Origin of the sequence: Psychroflexus salinarum, assembly GCF_042677225.1 — a bacterium.
In the GTDB taxonomy this organism is placed as follows: domain Bacteria; phylum Bacteroidota; class Bacteroidia; order Flavobacteriales; family Flavobacteriaceae; genus Psychroflexus; species Psychroflexus salinarum.
In genome coordinates this window covers 56,929-76,037 of the sequence record NZ_JBHTIV010000010.1, presented here as the reverse complement: position 1 = coordinate 76,037, position 19,109 = coordinate 56,929, and the positions used below count along the sequence as shown (strand labels likewise).

General features: G+C 33.7%; 16 protein-coding genes. All 16 read right to left on the bottom strand.

What is annotated here, in order from left to right; genetic code table 11:
* Positions 1–25: 25 nt before the first annotated feature.
* Positions 26–748, bottom strand: coding sequence for a response regulator transcription factor (locus tag ACFQ0R_RS09560; protein WP_379658147.1), 723 nt, complete (start codon positions 746–748; stop codon positions 26–28).
* Between the two features lie 4 nt (positions 749–752).
* Positions 753–2,318, bottom strand: coding sequence for a sensor histidine kinase (locus ACFQ0R_RS09555; RefSeq protein WP_379658146.1), 1,566 nt, complete (start codon positions 2,316–2,318; stop codon positions 753–755).
* Positions 2,319–2,387: 69 nt separating this feature from the next.
* A complete protein-coding gene (coaE, locus tag ACFQ0R_RS09550) occupies positions 2,388–2,975 on the bottom strand; it encodes a dephospho-CoA kinase (RefSeq protein ID WP_379658145.1) in 588 nt (195 codons plus the stop codon).
* On the bottom strand, positions 2,972–3,922 hold the full coding sequence (locus tag ACFQ0R_RS09545) for a hypothetical protein (RefSeq protein ID WP_379658144.1): 951 nt from the start codon (positions 3,920–3,922) through the stop codon (positions 2,972–2,974). The genes coaE and ACFQ0R_RS09545 overlap by 4 nt, the downstream gene beginning before the upstream one ends.
* Complete coding sequence (locus ACFQ0R_RS09540; protein WP_379658143.1) at positions 3,919–4,926, bottom strand: glycosyltransferase; 1,008 nt, start codon at positions 4,924–4,926, stop codon at positions 3,919–3,921. The genes ACFQ0R_RS09545 and ACFQ0R_RS09540 overlap by 4 nt, the downstream gene beginning before the upstream one ends.
* Positions 4,927–5,000: 74 nt before the next feature.
* On the bottom strand, positions 5,001–7,631 hold the full coding sequence (locus ACFQ0R_RS09535; protein ID WP_379658142.1) for a GEVED domain-containing protein: 2,631 nt from the start codon (positions 7,629–7,631) through the stop codon (positions 5,001–5,003).
* 192 nt (positions 7,632–7,823) lie between these two features.
* Complete coding sequence (locus ACFQ0R_RS09530; RefSeq protein ID WP_379658141.1) at positions 7,824–8,636, bottom strand: enoyl-ACP reductase FabI; 813 nt, start codon at positions 8,634–8,636, stop codon at positions 7,824–7,826.
* Between the two features lie 33 nt (positions 8,637–8,669).
* Positions 8,670–10,322: a DNA repair protein RecN gene (recN, locus tag ACFQ0R_RS09525; protein ID WP_379658140.1), complete on the bottom strand. Its 1,653-nt coding sequence runs from the start codon at positions 10,320–10,322 to the stop codon at positions 8,670–8,672.
* Positions 10,323–10,387: 65 nt separating this feature from the next.
* A complete protein-coding gene (porD, locus tag ACFQ0R_RS09520; RefSeq protein WP_379658139.1) occupies positions 10,388–11,275 on the bottom strand; it encodes a type IX secretion system protein PorD in 888 nt (295 codons plus the stop codon).
* Positions 11,275–12,471 (bottom strand): bifunctional phosphopantothenoylcysteine decarboxylase/phosphopantothenate--cysteine ligase CoaBC, encoded by a 1,197-nt coding sequence (coaBC, locus tag ACFQ0R_RS09515; RefSeq protein ID WP_379658138.1) that lies wholly within the window; start codon positions 12,469–12,471, stop codon positions 11,275–11,277. Before coaBC ends, porD begins: the two co-directional genes overlap by 1 nt.
* Positions 12,472–12,483: 12 nt before the next feature.
* Positions 12,484–12,819, bottom strand: a complete 336-nt coding sequence (locus tag ACFQ0R_RS09510) for a DNA-directed RNA polymerase subunit omega (RefSeq protein ID WP_379658137.1) — start codon at positions 12,817–12,819, stop codon at positions 12,484–12,486.
* Positions 12,816–13,634: an outer membrane protein assembly factor BamD gene (locus ACFQ0R_RS09505; protein ID WP_379658136.1), complete on the bottom strand. Its 819-nt coding sequence runs from the start codon at positions 13,632–13,634 to the stop codon at positions 12,816–12,818. Before ACFQ0R_RS09505 ends, ACFQ0R_RS09510 begins: the two co-directional genes overlap by 4 nt.
* Before the next feature lie 64 nt (positions 13,635–13,698).
* On the bottom strand, positions 13,699–14,577 hold the full coding sequence (gene dapA, locus ACFQ0R_RS09500) for a 4-hydroxy-tetrahydrodipicolinate synthase (RefSeq protein WP_379658135.1): 879 nt from the start codon (positions 14,575–14,577) through the stop codon (positions 13,699–13,701).
* 7 nt (positions 14,578–14,584) lie between these two features.
* On the bottom strand, positions 14,585–15,082 hold the full coding sequence (locus ACFQ0R_RS09495; RefSeq protein ID WP_379658134.1) for a DUF6913 domain-containing protein: 498 nt from the start codon (positions 15,080–15,082) through the stop codon (positions 14,585–14,587).
* Between the two features lie 53 nt (positions 15,083–15,135).
* Positions 15,136–16,995 (bottom strand): M61 family metallopeptidase, encoded by a 1,860-nt coding sequence (locus ACFQ0R_RS09490; protein WP_379658133.1) that lies wholly within the window; start codon positions 16,993–16,995, stop codon positions 15,136–15,138.
* 52 nt (positions 16,996–17,047) lie between these two features.
* Positions 17,048–19,051: a cation:proton antiporter domain-containing protein gene (locus tag ACFQ0R_RS09485; protein ID WP_379658132.1), complete on the bottom strand. Its 2,004-nt coding sequence runs from the start codon at positions 19,049–19,051 to the stop codon at positions 17,048–17,050.
* Positions 19,052–19,109: the final 58 nt, after the last annotated feature.

The following is a 19,109-nucleotide window of genomic DNA, read 5'->3' as shown; positions in this document are numbered from 1 at the left end:
TTTGGAACTGAAAAAAGTGAGTGTATTAAGCACTTTTCCCATCAGAGCCTTTTACGACCAAACGGAAACCTTCACCATGGATGTTTAAAATTTCCACAGTATCATCTTTTTTCAGATATTTTCTCAATTTGGCGATGTAAACATCCATACTTCTTGAAGTAAAGTAATTGTCATCTCTCCAAATCTTAGTTAATGCTAGTTCTCTTGGCATTAAATCGTTCTCATACAATGCAAGTAAACGTAACAATTCATTCTCCTTAGGAGATAGTTTTATTGGCTCCTCATCTTTATAAGTTAAGAATCTTAGCTTAGAATTGAGGTGGAAATTACCAACAGCAAATTCAAATTGCTTACTATCAGCAAGTGTATCTGAATTTTTACGTTGCATAATAGCTTTTATTTTCATTAAAAGCACTTCACTATCAAATGGCTTGTTTAAATAATCATCCGCACCTACCTTATAGCCTTTTAATACATCATCCTTCATAGCCTTTGCTGTAAGGAATATGATTGGAATATCTTCATTCTTAGCTCTAATTTCTTTTGCTAAGGTAAAACCATCTTTGTAGGGCATCATGACATCTAAAATGCATAGATCATAATTTCCTTTTTTAAATTTTTCGAAGCCTTCCATGCCATTTTTAGCATGAGTTACATCGTAATTATTCATGGACAAATAGTCCTTCAAAACAATTCCAAAATTTGGATCGTCTTCTACTAATAAAATTTTCTTGTTTTCAGTTTCCATATATTTATGATATTAATGGTAATTTAATTATAAATGAACTTCCTTTTCCTTTTTCGCTTTTTACGGAGATTTCACCGTGATGGTCTTCAATAATTCGTTTCACATAAGCTAGACCAAGTCCATGACCTTTTACATTATGTACATCACCTGTATGCTCTCTGTAAAATTTATCAAATACTTTTTTCTGAACCTGCTTTGTCATTCCGTTTCCTTGGTCTGAAATGATAAGAATGATGTAATTGTTTACATTTTCAGTAGTTACTTTTATTTTTGGAGCTTCAGTTGAATACTTAACTGCGTTGTCCAAAATATTAACGATCACATTAGAAAAATGAGAATCATTGGCAAGAATACTATCCCGCTTTGCTTCAAATTTAGTTTCAATATGACCTTCTCTGTCTTCCACAATTAAACTAATGTGGCTTATAGAATCTTCAATAATTTCATGAAGATTTAATTTACTTTTTTCTATATCAAGCTCGTTTTTCTCAAGTTTAGAAATTCTCAAAACATTTTCTACCTGTGCATGCATTCTCTTATTTTCCTCTCTTATCATGTTCATATACCTATCAACTGCTTCAGGGTTTTTGGAAATCATAGGATTTTTTACTGAATCTAGAGCCAAATTAATAGTTGCTATAGGTGTTTTGAACTCATGCGTCATATTATTTATAAAATCAGTTTTAATCTGAGATATTTGTCTTTGCCTTATCAATTGCCCTATAGCTGAAGAAAATGCTAAAACTATAACTAATGTAAACATAACAGAAAGTCCACCCATTAAAGCAATTGAAGATAAAATCTGCTGATTTTTGTCTTTGAAATTGATAAACAACTGATAATCTGAAAATTCGTCATTGTAACTGTAAACAGGAATACCATAAGTTGAAGGTGAGTTTAATTCAAAACTTGATGTTCTTACTTTAGTAGACAAGGCGTTGCTATAAATACCAAAATCATAATCAGATTTCAGATTTCGTTTATTCATTTGTTCATCAATCAATTTTTTAATTTCTAGAGTATCAACACGTTTATGTATAGGTATTTTAGAAGCCATTTCTTTAATCGCGTCCAACCAAAGATACTTTTGCTCTTCCTCTAAATTGTTGATGCGTTCAAAACGCTCCATAGCGTTAAGAGAAGTTCCATCCACTCCATCTCTTCTCATTACAGCAGTAACCTTTCGGTTAATAAATTTTTTGAATTCAATAGAATCTTGGTTTTCTGCTAAGAAAGGAGAAGCTACTTTGTAATCCTCTTGAAACAAACGATTGGAATACATAAAGTATTCAGTTGAAATACCATCATCAGGCAGTTGAAATATTTCACTAAGCTGAGTTCTTACTGGTGTTTCAGAATCTGCAATGGAAGCAAATTTGAAATAATATTTATCGATTTCTTCCTTTTCTAATTGCTGAACAACGTTTATGAGAATTTGCTTAGCTCCCATAGAAAATTGCTCTTCGTTGCTCTCTACTGTGTTTTTAATCCAATAGCCTTGAACGAAGATGATTCCTATTAAGGAAACACTCATCAATACAATTATGAATGTAAATATACGTTTGTTCATTTTGCCAAAATTACAGTTTTAACAAAATGCTTTCTTGATGTTTAACCGAAAGTTAACAGGGCAATGTCTTTATTTATCTGAAAAGCTTAGAAACTTTTCATGAAGTTTACCAACCTCTTGCTGAGTTTCTTTTAAATTAATATTTTCTATGATAAAATCAGCTAATTTCTTCTTTTTTGATTCATCCCATTGAGCTTTCATTCTAGACTTCACAGCTTCAGCACTTGCAGTATCTCTAGCCATCACACGCTCTATCCTAATTTTTTCCGGAGCGGTAACAAGAATTGTATAATCAAAATCTGAAGCTCTATCTTTTTCAAATATAATAGCAGCTTCGTAGATGATATAAGGTGCGGTTTGCTTTGAAAGCCAGCTTTCAAAATATTTATGTACTTCAGGATGAATTATAGAATTCAATCTTTGTAAAGCTTCATTATCACTAAAAACTAATGAAGCAAGCTCAGGCTTGTTTACTAATCCTTCAGAATTCAGCTTTATATCAAAAACTTGAGAAACTTCAGAAGCAATATCAGGACGATCTAGTATTTTTTTCGCTTCAATATCAGCAGTAAAAACGGGAACATTTTTATCCTGAAACATTTGAGCCACCGTAGTTTTACCGCTTCCAATACCTCCTGTAAGTCCAATTTTTATCATCGCTTTATTAAATAATCAACTTTATAATTCTCGAGAGAAACATTCTTCACAAGCTTTGGTTGCTTGACGAGTTCTAATATCATAAAATCTTCATCAGGAACGTACTTAGCAACCACCCTGAAGCCAGATTCATCTATCTTCTCATAGTTAGATAAACTTGTTTTAAAGTTCACATTCACACTCTTAGGAAAAATTACAAGCTCTTCATTTACTTTAGTATTGATTACCTCTATTGGAATTTCAAAACTACCTTCTGTAAATTTTGCTACAGGTAATGTGTAATTTATGGTTTCAACTGAATAATTAATAGAAATGCTATCTATCTTTTGGATATCAACAGCACCAAATAATGTATCTGAAACCTCTTTGAGGTTTTTCCTTTCCGTTGATATGTACTCGAGATCTTTTAAAATTGAGTCATTACCAGAAATTTCTATATAACTTGGTTCAAAACTGAAATTTTTGATAGAGTCATATCCTCTGCTGAAACTAACCTTAAAGTTCGGTTTAATTTTTAATTTTTTTGTTGCCAGCCTAAAAAAATTGAAATAAAGACTGTCTTGAAGAATTTCTAATTCACTGGTCGAAACATTTAAGGGTCTAGCTATTCTAGATTTATTCTTTTCAAGATGGAATATATAACCACCTTGTACAGAATCTAATTCATTAAAATCCAGCTTGAGAGTTGAGTTGAAAAGATTAATTGATAAGATTTTAAAGCCAGTTTGCTTTACCTGTACTAATGTACTTTGCGTTTCATTTTCGATTACAATATGCTGAGGTATTTCTTCAAGTTGAAATAATAGTTTCACCTCATGATCATATACTTTTGACATCTGAACAAAAATCCAAATAAGTAAGGTAAACCCTATAAAAAAGAAAAATGCCTTATAATTTCTTTTTTTGAAATTGGTCTTAAGTTTGTCAATCTGCTTGTATTTACTCATTTATCAAAAAATAATTTCGGAAATGTTTTTTCAGGTATTTTTTTTAATATACATATTTTTATGTAACTCGAAATAAATCCTAAGCCATAACTTGAAAATTGGATATTAGTAGCTATTAAGCTTAATAATGCAATTTTCAAGTTTTTATAGTCTACAAAAGAGTCTACAAAAACTAAAAAATTATAAAGAGCATAAAAATATATTATGAAATATAATTTGAATAAAAGTAAAACTAAACCAATAAGTAGACCTATTGTATAAAAAAAAGGAAACCAATAGGTGAGCTTCGAAGTTTCAGGATAGCGTGATATTAAAATTGGTCTTGCCAGACCAAATTTATAAACCTGTAAAGCAAATTTATTAAAATCTGTTCTTCTCTTATGGTAAACATGTGCACCATGTATATATCCAACTTTAAATTTTAGCTTTTTCAATCGAATTGATAGATCTGGATCTTCACCAGGGTGAATCCTGCCAAAACCTCCAGACGCAAGAAAAGCAGCTCTTGAGATTCCCATATTAAAACTTCTAGGCTCGTAGGATCTTGAAATTTTAGATTGCTTGCCTCCTCTTATACCACCAGTAGTTATTAACGATGTCATTGAGAAATCTATCGCTTTTTGAACTGAAGAGAACGAATCGAGCGCCTTATCACCACTACCAAAACAATCCAAATAATTGGTGGACAAAGCCGTACTAACCGTTTTCAAATACTTTTCAGGCACTATAACATCACTGTCCAAAATGATAAAATAATTACCTTTAGCCCTATGCATTCCAAAATTCCTAGAATCTCCTGGTCCTGAATTTTCCTTGAAGTAATAAGAAATATTTAATTTATCCTTGTATTCGTCAACTACATCTTCACAAGTGTTTTGAGAACCATCTTCTACAATCACCACTTCAAAAGCATTATCAATCAAAGACAGGCTTTCCAGCAATTCTTTTATTTCTTGAGGTCTGTTATAGACGGGGATAATAAATGAAAAATAAAGCTCTACCATGCGGTAAAGATATTATAAATATAAAATCCCGGAGCTTTGCTCCGGGATTGATATTTAATTAATGGTAAGATATCTTACTGCTTCATAACTTTAAAAGTCTCTACACGTCCTTCTACTTCCAAAGACACTAAGTAAACCCCAGAATTGAATTCACTTAAATTAACTTTTGGATTAGCAGATCTTGGTGCAGTTTCTTTAACCAATTGTCCTATCATATTATATACTTTGATATTATCAACAGATGATGCTGTTGTAATAGAAAGTATATCTTTGACTGGATTTGGATAGTAGCTAAAGTCTATAGAATCAAAGTTATCACTTGACAACGTTCCTACACTTACTGTGTAATCTTCAGCTTGTCCAAAACTAGCTCCTACACATGGATTTGAAAGATCTCCTGTTCCATAAATCTTTTTAACTCTCATACGAGTTGGTCCTTCCATAGCACCAGCAGGCACATCAATAATATGAGTTACTTGTTGACCATCCTGTCCATTTGAGTTTGTAAGCGTTTGTGTAATCTCATAGACTTCATTTGGGCCATCAAATAAGAAATCCTGGTTCCAGTCTATAAAAACTGCAAAACTATTAGAGTAATCACCACCTGTATTACCTTCTAATGTAATCTCATATGATTCTCCAGCTGTAACATCAGCTACGATTGTTGTAAAGTCTTCATGACTAGGAGATCCATCAATAGCAGGGTTTGAAGAATTTGCCATGTTAGAAAATTCAACATTAGATATTGGCTCCACACTGAAATCAAATTCTAAAGGTCCACAATAAAAACCTGGGAATCCAGGATCTACGTCTGCTGTAGGCAACTCTACTAAAGCACCACCACTAGCTAAAGATACCCAAAGTCCAAAATCAGGACCATCTTGATTTACCGAAGGATCTAAAAATCCACTAGCCAAAACTGTAATGGCTTGGTCTTCTAGACCAAAACTAGTTAAAAGTGCTAAGTAACTTTCTACAATTACTGAATTATCCGCTGTAGTTATATCTAAAAAGTAATTTGAAGTTGGTAATTCTAAGTAGCCTTGAAATTCTGGATAGCTTATATCATCAACCAATACACTACCATCAGCTTGATTCATAACATCTACTGTAGGAGCATCTGGAGAACCATGATGAACTAAAACATCTGTATTACCTACTGTTGCAGCAGCTTCTCTAGCGCCCGCATAAACTTGTAATCCGAAATCTATTGCATTTACTGAAGCATTAAATTGACTTGGATCTAAAACTCCATCTGCAACTACAATGTAAGTTTCTCCGTCAACAAGCGTCACATCAACACTATATAAAGCTTCAGATACATCTGTACTTGTCCCTGGGGCAACGCTTAAAGTAACTTCCTGATTAGCTGGCACATCTACGAAAGGTGTAGAAGTTCTAAATTCGAAATCATCTAAAAGTAAATCTGATCCTAAATAAACATCAACAACTGATGCAGCTGGATCTGGAGAATTATGAACCACTTGCGCTCTTGCAGTAGGAATAGATACATTTATTGAGTAATCCTCGACTTGACCGTATTCAGTTCCAAGACATGGGTCAAGATAATCTGTGGTCCCAAATATTTTTTTAACTCTCATTCTAGTTTGACCTTCTAGAGCGTCAATCGGAACATCTAGTGTTTGAACAACCTGTTGACCATCTTGTCCATCAGAACCAGTTAAAGTCTGCGTAATTTCATAAACCTCACCAGCATCATCTAAAACATCATTCTGGTTCCAATCTATAAAGACAGCAAATCTGTTAGTAAATGTACCACCATCTGTATTACCCTCTATAGCAATATCATAGGATTCACCAGCCAACACATCACCGCTTACAGAAGTGAAATCTTCGTGACCTGGAGATCCGTTTACAACAGGATCTGAAGCGTTAGCAATACCCGCAAATTCTACATTGGAAATAGGTTCTACTCCATCAGTAAAGTCTAATGGACCACAGTAAGGTTCTGGAAATACTAAAGTTGTCTCTCCTTCAATTACAAATGCGGTACTTTGAAAATCTAAGCCTAATACAGAAAACGCCGTCCAATCTGTAAATCCTCCTCCAAAAGCGTTACTTGGATCTATCAAATACGCCTCACTATTTCCAAAGGCTCCTGGACCGGCACTATACCAGTTCCATCTATTGTCTCCGTTGAAACCACCTATATTGTCCATGCTAGGAGCTACAACAAGCCAATAATTTCCAGCTGGTAAAGTAAAAGTAGTCCCCAAAGCTTCTTCAATATCAATTTTAATATTGAATGTACCTTCCCCTGGATTTGTAACATCTACTGCAGGACCAGTTGGATCTAAATCAACAATCTCCAAAAGTCCAGACCCAGCTTGAGTAGGATCACCGTCAGGAGTATTACTTGCTGAATTAGCATAAATATAAACACTAATACCTGTAGCATCCGTTAAAAAAGCTCCACTGTTATTAAAGCCAAAAGCTGAAATAAAGGTGATGTTATTTTCGCTTGTTAATACAAAATCATCTGCAGACCAAACACCAGCATTATCCAAGTTGGAAAAATCAGAGACTATGCCATTTGTAACATCTGGCGGATTTGATTGATCAAACAAAACTTCTTTAGGAATTTCTGGAGCCATTGCAGGCTTGACTGATTTCACTGAGTAATCCTGCGCATTTAGTGATAATGCAAAAACAAGACTAAAAAGCGTCATTGTAATTCTTTTCATAATTTATTATTTTTAGTTCAAGACTAATATAGTTAATTATTTATCAAATTACGAAATATTTACTTTGATTTTTAACTAAACATTCAGACAAAGTTGTTAAATTAACTCATTAATGCTAAATATTATTAATTTTTGCTTAAATAAAAACCCTCACTAGGAGGGTTTTTAAATAATTCCGTAAATGTTAAAACACTACTCTTCCATTGCTTCCATGATTTCCTGACTTACTCCCATATTTGAGAATCCTCCATCGTGAAATAGGTTTTGTAAAGTCACTTTTTTTGTCAAATCTGAAAATAGTGTCAAGGTATAATCTGCACATTCTAATGCTGTAGCATTACCAAGTGGTGACATTTTTTCTGCATAATTCATAAAGCCTGTAAACCCTTTCACGCCTTGACCTGCAGAGGTTGGTGTTGGCGATTGAGAAATGGTATTAACTCTCACCTTTTTATCTTTTCCAAAAAAGTAACCAAAACTTCTAGCTACAGATTCTAAATAAGCTTTGTTATCAGCCATATCATTATAGTCTGGAAACACACGCTGAGCAGCCATATAAGTAAGCGCCACAATACTTCCCCACTCATTCATAGCGTCTTTTTTATAAAGCGTTTGCATCAATTTATGAAAAGACATTGCAGAAACGTCAAGACCTTTGTGAGTCCAATCGTAATTTTGATCGGTGTAGTGTTTGCCTTTTCTCACGTTGATGGACATACCGATAGAATGTAAAACGAAATCTAATTTACCCCCAAGGAGTTCTTGAGATTTTTCAATCAGGTTTTCTAAATCCTCAACCTTGGTAGCATCTGCAGGAATCACTTCAGAATTGGTTTTTTCAGCAAGTGAGTTAATGGTTCCCATTCTCAAAGCTACTGGAGCATTGGTAAGTACAAATTGAGCTCCTTCCTCATGTGCTCTTTCAGCAGTTTTCCATGCTATAGAGTTTTCATCTAAAGCTCCAAAGATAATTCCTCGTTTTCCTTTCAATAAATTATATGACATAGTTAAATTTTTATTTGAATGCTGTAAAGTTAATCATTTTAACAAAGATTGAGCATGAGCAAGAGCAGATTCAGAGGTTTTATCACCTCCAAGCATTTCAGCGAGCTCAACAACTCGATCTTGATCTTTAAGAACTTTTATATTGGATTGCGTTTTCTCGTTTTGTGTAGTTTTAAATACTTTGAAATGCTGTTGTCCCAAACCAGCAATTTGCGGTAGATGTGTAATCGAAATCACCTGTAAGGAAGCTGACATTTTTTTCATAATCACTCCCATTTTTGTGGCTACATCTCCAGAAACTCCGGTATCAATTTCATCAAAAATGATACTAGGCAAGTTTTCGTATTGTGCCAAAAGGCTTTTTATAGCCAACGTTATTCTCGACAACTCCCCACCAGAAGCCACTCGTTTGATATCCTGAGGCGCGCTACCTTTGTTAGCAGAAAACAACCACTCAAAATCATCTGCGCCTTTAGAACTGAAAGTCGAATTTAAGCTACCCTGGATTTTAAGTTTAGCATCTGGAATTCCCAATTCACTTAACATAACTTCCACAACTTTAGATATAGTAGATGTTGTTTTCAATCGGCTTTCGTAGAGTTCTTTAGCAAGTTTTGATAGTTTCTCTTGTTGTTTTGAAATTTGTAATTCAGCCTCTTTAAGTTCTTTTTCTGCATTTTCTTTTACTGAAACCTGTATTTCAAGGTCCTCTTTAACTTGAAGCAAGCCTTCAACGTCTGAAACATGATGCTTTTTTTGTAAGGTATAAATCAGTTGAAGCTTTTCATTCACCTCTTCCAATGCTTTTGGATCTGCATCCAAAGATTCTAGTTGAATTTGAGTTTCAGAACTGATATCTTCTGCTTCTATCAACATGCTTTCTACCCTTTGGTGAAGTTCTTCAAGACTTGAATCCAATTGAAAGGCTTTTCTCAATTGCAAATTAATTTCTCTCAATTGAGCTACTACACCAATAGATTCATCGTCTAGCTGTTGGTAGGATTGACCTAATTTCTCTTGTAGTTCTTCTACATGACTTAGCTTGCTTTGCATAGACTCCAGCTCTTCCTGGAGTCCAGGCTTGAGCTTAGCTTCGGCTAATTCTGAAAGCAAAAACACATTGTAGTCGTAAGCTTCATCAGCTTTGACTTGCTTAGATTTTAATTCATCAAATTCTTTTCTGAATCTATTCAGAAGTTTATAATTCTTTAAATAATCAACCTTCAATTCTGAATTTTGGGCTACTGTATCTAAAACGTCATATTGGTAATCCTGGTTTCCAATTGACAGAGTTTCATGCTGACTATGAATGTCTATGAGGTGAACACCAAGTTCGCTTAAATTTGAAAGTCTTACTGGAGTGTCATTTACAAAAGCCCTAGATTTACCTGAAGGCAATATTTCTCGCCTGATGATAGTCTCTTCTTCATAATCTAAATCCAAACTCTCAAATAGAGATTGCAAATGAAATGCACCAACAGAAAAATGTCCTTCTATCACACATTTTTTATCAGAATTCCTGATAGAATTTAAGTCTGCTCTTTTACCCAATAACAAGGATAAAGCTCCAAGTATAATAGATTTACCTGCACCAGTCTCACCAGTTATAATCGAAAAATTATCTGTAAACTCAAGACTTATGTCTTCAATAAGTGCAAAATTTTTTATCCCAAGAACTCTTAGCACAAATAAATAATTTAGAAATTAATTTAGTAGCTAATCTACTAAATATTGAGAGATCTTCACCACAATTAGTTGGCTATCATTCGCCATTTTCGATTATGGACTGGAGCTATTTGATTTAAAGTACTCACAGTAGAGTCAATATTCATTTCAGGTCCACCATTAAGTATTTGCATGATTTCATCTGATTTTGCATCAAAGAAAATTCTGAACAATGCTGCATTAGGCCTGCTTTTAGAATTTTCAGAAATCAAGTTTATAGCACTAAGAATATTTTCTTTACCTGCTTCGACGTCTTGATGCATAACGTCCAAACCTTTTCTGTGATAGACGTACAATGCTTTTCTGAAATTTGAAAAATTTCCAGAGAGTAAATCTCTGTTTATTCCAAATCTACTTTGAGATGCTCCAGACTCTGTCCAGCCGTTACCACCTCTTTGACTTGCGGCATTCACAATTTTTCTAGCTTCTTCGTAAAATTCACTTCCACCATCTTCTACAAATGAGTCTGCATCGTATCCTAAAATGGTATACACATAAAAACTAATCGTAGAAATTAGATTATTAGTAAATACATTTGGGTTATAATTTAGGGGTTCAAACTCCTTATATCTAAAATTAAAATCATTGTCTTTGATATTCAATAAAATTGAATTCATGGATGAACCGAACACTGGTCTCGATGATTGTACCTGAAGAGTAGCCTGAAAATTGTCTGAATCGTAACCTTGAATAATAATATTAAAACTACATTTAATACGTTGATGAGATTTTAAATTGGAATCTGTCCATTGTGTATTATTAATAAATTCGGATAAGTCTCTTTCCAAAGTTGAAAAAATCGATAATTGACTTCTTCCTGTTTGTTGAGCATCAAGAAAAACTTCAGCTTCAATAGCTTGAGAAAAAACTACAAAAGGAAAAAATATTGTAAGTATTAAATATTTTAAATTCATCAATCAGCAATTTTCAAAATATAATTTATAATATCGATGGCAACCTCAGATTTAGGCTTAGTTTCAAAACGAATTATTTCAGTTTTTGTTATGATCTTAATTCTATTGGTGTCCTTTTTAAAACCTGCCCCCTTATCATTGAGTGAATTTAAAACAATAAAATCTAAGTTTTTATTATCCAGTTTAGCTTTTGCATTCTCTTCTTCATTGTTGGTTTCTAGTGCAAAGCCAACTAAAATTTGATGAGTCCTTTTATCACCTAAAGACTTCAAAATATCTGGAGTCGGCTCCAAATCGATATGCATCGTATCTTCACTTTTCTTTAATTTTTTATCAAATTGTTGTTTTGGCTTGTAATCTGATACTGCGGCTGCAGCTATGACTATATTTGATTTTTCAAAATAAGATATTGTTGCTTCATACATTTCTTGAGCGCTAACTACATCTATCCTGTTCAAGTTACTGTGATCCAGGCTTAAATGTGTAGGTCCGGTAATAAGGTTTACTTTAGCTCCGAGGATTAAGGCGTGGTGAGCAAGCTCAAAACCCATTTTCCCGCTAGAATGATTCCCGATAAAGCGCACAGGATCTATAGCTTCATAAGTTGGACCCGCTGTAATTGTAACCATTTTACCTGAAAGTGGTAGCTGGGATAAAATGTCCTTTTCCAAAAATTCCACAATAATTTCTGGCTCAGCCATTCTTCCTTCACCTACAAGTCCACTCGCAAGTTGTCCAGATTCTGGTCTTATAAATTTGTTTCCAAAACTTATTAATCTGTCAATGCTTGCTTTTGAAGATGCATGTTTGTACATATCAAGATCCATTGCAGGTGCAAAATAGACAGGACACTTTGCAGATAGATAAGTGGTAAGTAATATGTTATTGGCACTCCCAGAAGCCATTTTGGACAAAGTGTTTGCTGTTGCAGGAGCAACCAACATAAAGTCTGCCCACAATCCAAGATCTACATGGTTATTCCAGTTTTTCTCTTCATCTGTAAAGGAGGAAACTACTGGATTTTCAGAAAGTGTGGAAAGCGTAAGTGGAGTTACAAATTGCTCTGATTCTGGAGTCATAACAACTTTCACATCAGCTCCAGCTTTCTTGAGAAGTCTTACAAGAAAAGCAGATTTATAGGCGGCAATACCACCCGTAATTCCTAATAGGATATTTTTGCCGCTTAAAATACTCATTAGCAATACTTGTTATTCTTCAGTATTTTCTTTAGTATTTCTATAGTAAATTTTATCATCTAACCATTCATCCATAGCTATAGAATGTGGCTTAGGTAATCTTTCGTAATATTTAGACACTTCAATTTGCTCCTTGTTTTCAAAAACCTCATCTAGGTTTTCGTTGTAAGTTGCAAATTCATCTAATTTTTCCAAAAGCTCTTTCTTCATCTCGACATTAATCTGGTTGGAACGTTTAGAAATAATTGAAATTGCTTCGTAAATGTTCCCTGTAGCAGCATCAACTTTATTCTTATTGATAGTAGTTGTGCTTAACGGAGCATTGGTGTGTTTGATATTTGAATTCATAATTCTGTTAAGGTATTTGTTCGTTCTTCTATGTCTATTGCGTATATCTTAGCTTGCTCTGATAGCTCAGTCCCGCTAAAATATTTAATATAATCTTCGTAGTAAGTCTTAGCTTCTGCCAATCGTTCTGGAACGAGAGATGAAATACTATTAATTGCTAATAAGTATGCAGATTCAAATTTATAGAAAAAAGCTTTTTCTCTAAATTTTGAGCCTGGGAACTTAAGTATAAAGTTATCAAATGATTGTATAGCTGCTTTATATCGCTCTGTATGGTGGTATTGCTTTGCTATCTCATAAAATTTCTTTTCTATTTTAACACTCAATTCTTGAATTATCTCATTGGCAGTTGCAAAATACTCACCGTCAGGATATGTATTGATGTAGAATTGAAGTTTAGATATAGCAGTACGAGTGTCTTCTTGATCTTTACTGTAGATAGGAGATACTTCGTAATAACTTTTTGCACTTTTGAAAAAAGACTCTTCTACCTTTTCACTATTAGGATAGGATTTTGAAAAACGCTCAAAAAGATAACCTGACAGGAAGTAGTCCCCAACTAAATAATGAGCATTGGCGTTCATGTAACTTACTGTTTCTCCAGAAGGCTTACCCTTATACTGGGGCAAAATTTGATCGAACAAACGTATAGCTTTGCGAAAATATTTGTTCTTACCTGTCTCAATACCTTTTTCGTAGAACTCCTTAGACAGTTCGTATTTTGGGAGAATTTCTTTCTCTTTTAAGACCTTTTGATATTCACTACATGAAGTGAAGCCAAGAGCTAGTATAAGTAAAACAATTAATCGCTTCATAAACTTAAATATCGTGCAAAATTAGGGATAAATCTTCGATAATAAAAACGCAATATATTCTGCCTTATTTCAATTGATTAATGAAAACACTCAAAGCAGACTTTAATTCTGAACTTGCATTCACCAATGGTAATCTCACGTCACTTCCAGCTAATTTTTTAAGCTCTAAAACAGATTTTATCCCGACCGGATTCCCTTCTTTGAAAATAAGGTCAATTCCATCCATCAAATGAAATTGAATTTGGTATGCTTCATTCACTTTTTCCTGTAGGCCGAAATTGACCATCTTAGTAAATTCAGAAGGAAAACCTTGTGCCATAACTGAGATTACTCCAGCGCCACCTGAAAGAATCATAGGCAAGGTAATCATATCATCCCCAGAAATAACTAGAAAATCTGACGGTGTATCCCGTATCACTTGCATGGCTTGAACAATATCCCCTGCTGCTTCTTTTATTCCAATGATATTATCAAAATCATTTGCTAATCTGGTAACTGTAAGTGGCAACATATTAGAACCTGTTCTACCTGGAACATTGTAAAGAATAATCGGAAGTGGTGATGCCTGAGATATCGCGGCAAAATGCTGGTAAATTCCTTCTTGACTTGGTTTATTATAAAAAGGAGAAACTGACAATATTGCATCAAAACCATCAAGATTTTCAGCAGAAATATCTTTCACAACTTGTGACGTATTATTTCCACCAACACCTAGCACCAAAGAAAGCTTACCATTATTCTCATCCTTTATAATATCTTTTACTTGTTCTTTTTCTTTCTTATTTAATGTAGCACTTTCTGCTGTAGTTCCTAAAACTACAATATAATCTACTCCATTTTTAATCTGAAACTGAACTAAACGTCGTAAAGCACTTTCATCTACCTTTTTATCACTATCAAATGGTGTTGCTAAAGCAACTCCCGTACCTATGAATTGTTTCATTTATTAACTATATTATATGTTTTATATATTTTGAACTTTCTTTAAAAAAATCAAGGTTTTTGGAATCTAAAGCCAATAAGAGATCATTTATTTTTTCGTTTGATTCGCTTAAACCCACTTTTAATTTTGCTTCAGTAAGTTGTGCTACAATCTCTAAGCAAAGCTCCTCTTCTCCAAAAAAATTGAACAACAACTTGTATTTGTGACGTGTAAAATTATTAATCACTTCTGATTTCGGTTGGCCAAAAAGAGAAAAATCTTTCTGAATAAAAACGAAACCAGGCTTTTCAACTCTATCATACCGATGCCTGCTAAATCCTAAAAAATTAATTTCTGATGGATCAACATCAAAATTCTTTTCAATTAATTGCTGTAATTGATATCTATCTGAAACATCATCGTTGAATAATATCCCAATTTTTGATCCTGCAAAATCGTCGAGTTTAGACGATTTTGAAGACTCCAGTTTTTTATTAAGAAAAAAATTTTGAATTGATGTAAGCACCTTTAAATTTTGGATCAAATATAAGTTTTTATATAAATTGTCAGAAAATAAGCTTAGCCTTTTAACCAGGCCTGTCTTAATTTGAATTTAGGATTTTCACTTTCCAATTCAACAGATTGTAATGTTGTTTTCTCGATGTAAGGCTGAGAAGTTTTTCCTTCAAAAGTCATTTCTTCTCCGTCTCTTATCACAGTCATAGTAAAATCTTCTCCTTCCTGCCACCCCATAGATGTCATGATAAGTGGTCTTATATTTTCTAAAGTATATTTAGTGCCATTAATAGACTTTATAACATCACCACCTTGAACTCGTAAGTCTTTGAAAAAAGAATTCATTGGATAACTTTCTCTAAAAAATACAGTTCCCTTATCTTGGTTAGCATCTATAAATGGTGTTCTACCGTTTAAAAAATACCCTGTTTTAGATAAGCTTTCAGTTTTTTCTACACCTACTTTAGCGAAAAACTCATCATATGGTATTGGTATATTTCCACTAACGTGCTTATCAAAAAAGATTTGAATTTCAGGATAAGTCAAGTCAACGATTTCTGCGATTAATTCATCATCCTCAAATGGAGTGTCTTTTCCATATTTTGAAATCAATTTTTTCATCAAATCCAAAACCCCCATTTCACCACCACTTAGTTCTCTAAGCCTAATATCAAGCGCCATTCCTATAAGCGCGCCTTTTTGATAAACATTATAGTAACTGTCTTTGTATTTATCATCAAGAATATTCTCGCTCATTTCTGTAAACGACATCGTATCATCAAACGCCATTGAGGTTTGAATCTTCTCATTCATTCTCTGGTAGAATTCCTCTTCAGAAATTAAACCTTGATTAATCTGAAATAAGTTTGCAAAATACTCTGTAACACCTTCATACATCCATAAGTGCTGAGACATTTCAGGGTCATTGTAATCAAAATAATGTACTTCTTTGGAATGAATATTCAAAGGAGTGATGATATGGAAAAATTCGTGAGAAACTACATCTGTCATCGATTCATCGAGCTGCTGCAAAGTCATAGTTTCTGGTAAAACAACACTTGTAGAAGTATGATGCTCCAAAGCTCCAAACCCGCGTGCATCTGCAGCTTCCATATCAGATAAATACAGAAGAATCGCATAAACATTGGTATTATCAATTTCTCCTAAAAAGGATTTTTGAGCCTGGACCATTTTCTCTAAAGCAGGCTTTAGATCCTCAGTAGAATGAACATTATTTGGAGAATGAATACTCAACAACACCTTCATTCCTTCAATATCAAAACTTGTGGTGTCTGGCTCAGAATACAAAATAGGATGATCTATAACACCAAAATATCGGTCTGTAGAAAATTCATCTATCACGTAGTTTTCTTTATCAGTTTGGTTGATAACTGGTAAAGAAGCCGAAGCTACTAGACTGGAAGGTCTGTGAACATTTATTTTATAAGGTGTTTCCTTAGAATTTTCAAAATAACCAACCATCGCATGCAAATTCAGCATAAAATTATCTCCAGCTTCAAAACTTGTTCCTGCTGGTGAAAACACACCTCCCTCACCTTCAATATCATAAGTGTCTTCTACGTAATAGCTTAGTTTATCAAAATCTGAAGAATTAGTAATTACCCATGTATTATCATCTTGACGGGTCGCGTTCATGTTATTTCCATCATAATCTAAAGCAACAAGATCGCTGGAAAATTGACCATAATCGTTAATAGCATAAGTGCCAGGAACTGTTTTTGGCAAATAGAATTTAATTGAATCCTGAGCTATTGATCCTGGATCCACAGTTATTTTTACTCTGTCATTTTCAACCTCATGGAGAAAAACATCTACAACTATAAGGTCACTCTCTTTTTGAGAAACCGATTTGCAGCCAACTACACTTATCAAAATTGTAAAGGCTAAAATTATTTTTTTCATGATTTTCAATTTATTATTGGACTCTTTATTCTGAATTTGTTACGCTATAAGCTTAAAATTTTATCACTTTATTTAATGCATTTATATCACTTGAAGCTCCAAAAATATACACTAAATCATCGATTTCGATCTTGGTATCAGGCTGGATGTCTGAAATATATTTTCTACCACGCTTTATGGCTAAAACGGTCACATTGTAATTTTTTCCAATTCCTGACTCACCTATAGTTGCGCCTGCAATATTATTATTTCCATGCTGAACATGAAGCGTTGCCACTTCTTTATCTGGAATATTAAGTTGTTGGAACACAGCATTGGTTGAAGTTGGTTTGATACTTGTCAGCATTTCGTAGTCTGATGACCGAATGCTAGTCACAATATTTTCTATATCACCTTGAGTCACCATATATTGTCTCAAAACTCGGGTAAATATTTCAATGGAAGTTTCAAATTCTTCAGGAATAACTTCATCAGCACCTACTTTCATGTTTTCTTCAATCTCTTTCACGTAACGGGTTCTTACAATGATATAAACGGTTTGAGAAAATAATCTAACCGAAGAAATAATCTTTTTAGTAGCATTAGGGTCTGAAATAGCGATTACTACCACCCTTGCTTTTTGAATATTTATATGTTTCAAAATTTCAGGATCCGAAGCATCTCCAAATACAATAGGTTGATTTTTTTGTTTTGCCATCTTGATAGCATCATAATCCATATCTACGATAACATAAGGAATGTCAATATGTGAAGTCACCCTAGAAATATTTTGGCCATTTATACCATACCCCACAATTACAACATGATCTTTCCAATCTTGATCTTGGTCAACCTCTTGACTGCTATTATCAATTTTTCGTTTGTTCATACGTTTTCTCACACGTTTTGGAATAGCAGCTCTCAAAAGGAAATCTGACATGCTATGAGATTTCTGTAACACAAAAGGCGTCAAAGCCATAGTAATTATAGAAACGGCAAGAAAATACTGATACATTTCATTCGGGAGTATATCATTTTGTAAACCAACGGTTGAAAGCAATAATGAAAATTCACCCACTTGGAAAATACTAAAAGCCGACATAAAAACAGTTCGAGGTTGAGTTTTCAAGAACAAGGTTACAAGTCCTACAATTAACATTTTGATTACCATAACAGCTAAAACAAAAAGTAAAATGTAAACTACGTTTTTTATAAAGAAGTTAATATCTAAAAGAGAACCGACAGAGATAAAAAAGAAACTGATAAATATCTCTCTAAACGGCAACACATTTGCTGTAGCCTGATGACTATACTCAGATTCTGATATAATTAAGCCAGCAAAAAATGCGCCCAGTGCCAATGAAAGTCCAACAGAAGAAGTCAGCCAAGCTACACCAAAACAAAACACAATCGTCGTTAAGATAAATAACTCTCTATTTTTAGATTTAACGACCAATTTAAATATGAAAGGCACAATGAATTTTTGAAGAACAAAGACGACTACTCCAACACCTACAAGTTTACCTAAGAGTATAAGAACGGTCATCCCAACATTATCTGCTTTTCCAGCTAATATTGGTGTCAACAACATCATAGGAACCACTATGATGTCCTGAAAGATAAGAATTCCTAAGGCTACTCTACCATGCGGAGACTTTATCTCCCCTTTCTCTTGTAGCATTTTCAAAACAATCGCTGTACTACTTAAGGAAATCAAAAAGCCTATAAATACTGCAGTATTAATCTCTACACCCAAAGCCATTGCTGCTAAAGCAGTAACAAGTATTGTTCCCCCTACTTGCAGTCCACCACCAATAAATACGGTTTTCTTAATTTTCATCAATCCACTAAAGGATAATTCGATACCGATAATAAACAACAAAAAAATAATCCCGATTTCTGAAAGTAACTCTACCTCATGTCTTGAACTTAGAAGATTAAACGCACTTGGTCCTACAATAATACCGGCAAATAAAAACCCTAGAATAGAAGGCACTTTCAGCTTTTGAAAAGCTAAAATGATAACAATTGAAATGCCTAAAACGACAACGATTTCCTTGAGCAGAGGTATTTCCATGGTATTATTTAAGAGTTTTGCAAAAATACCAAAATAAACTTCTTAATATCATTTGCTA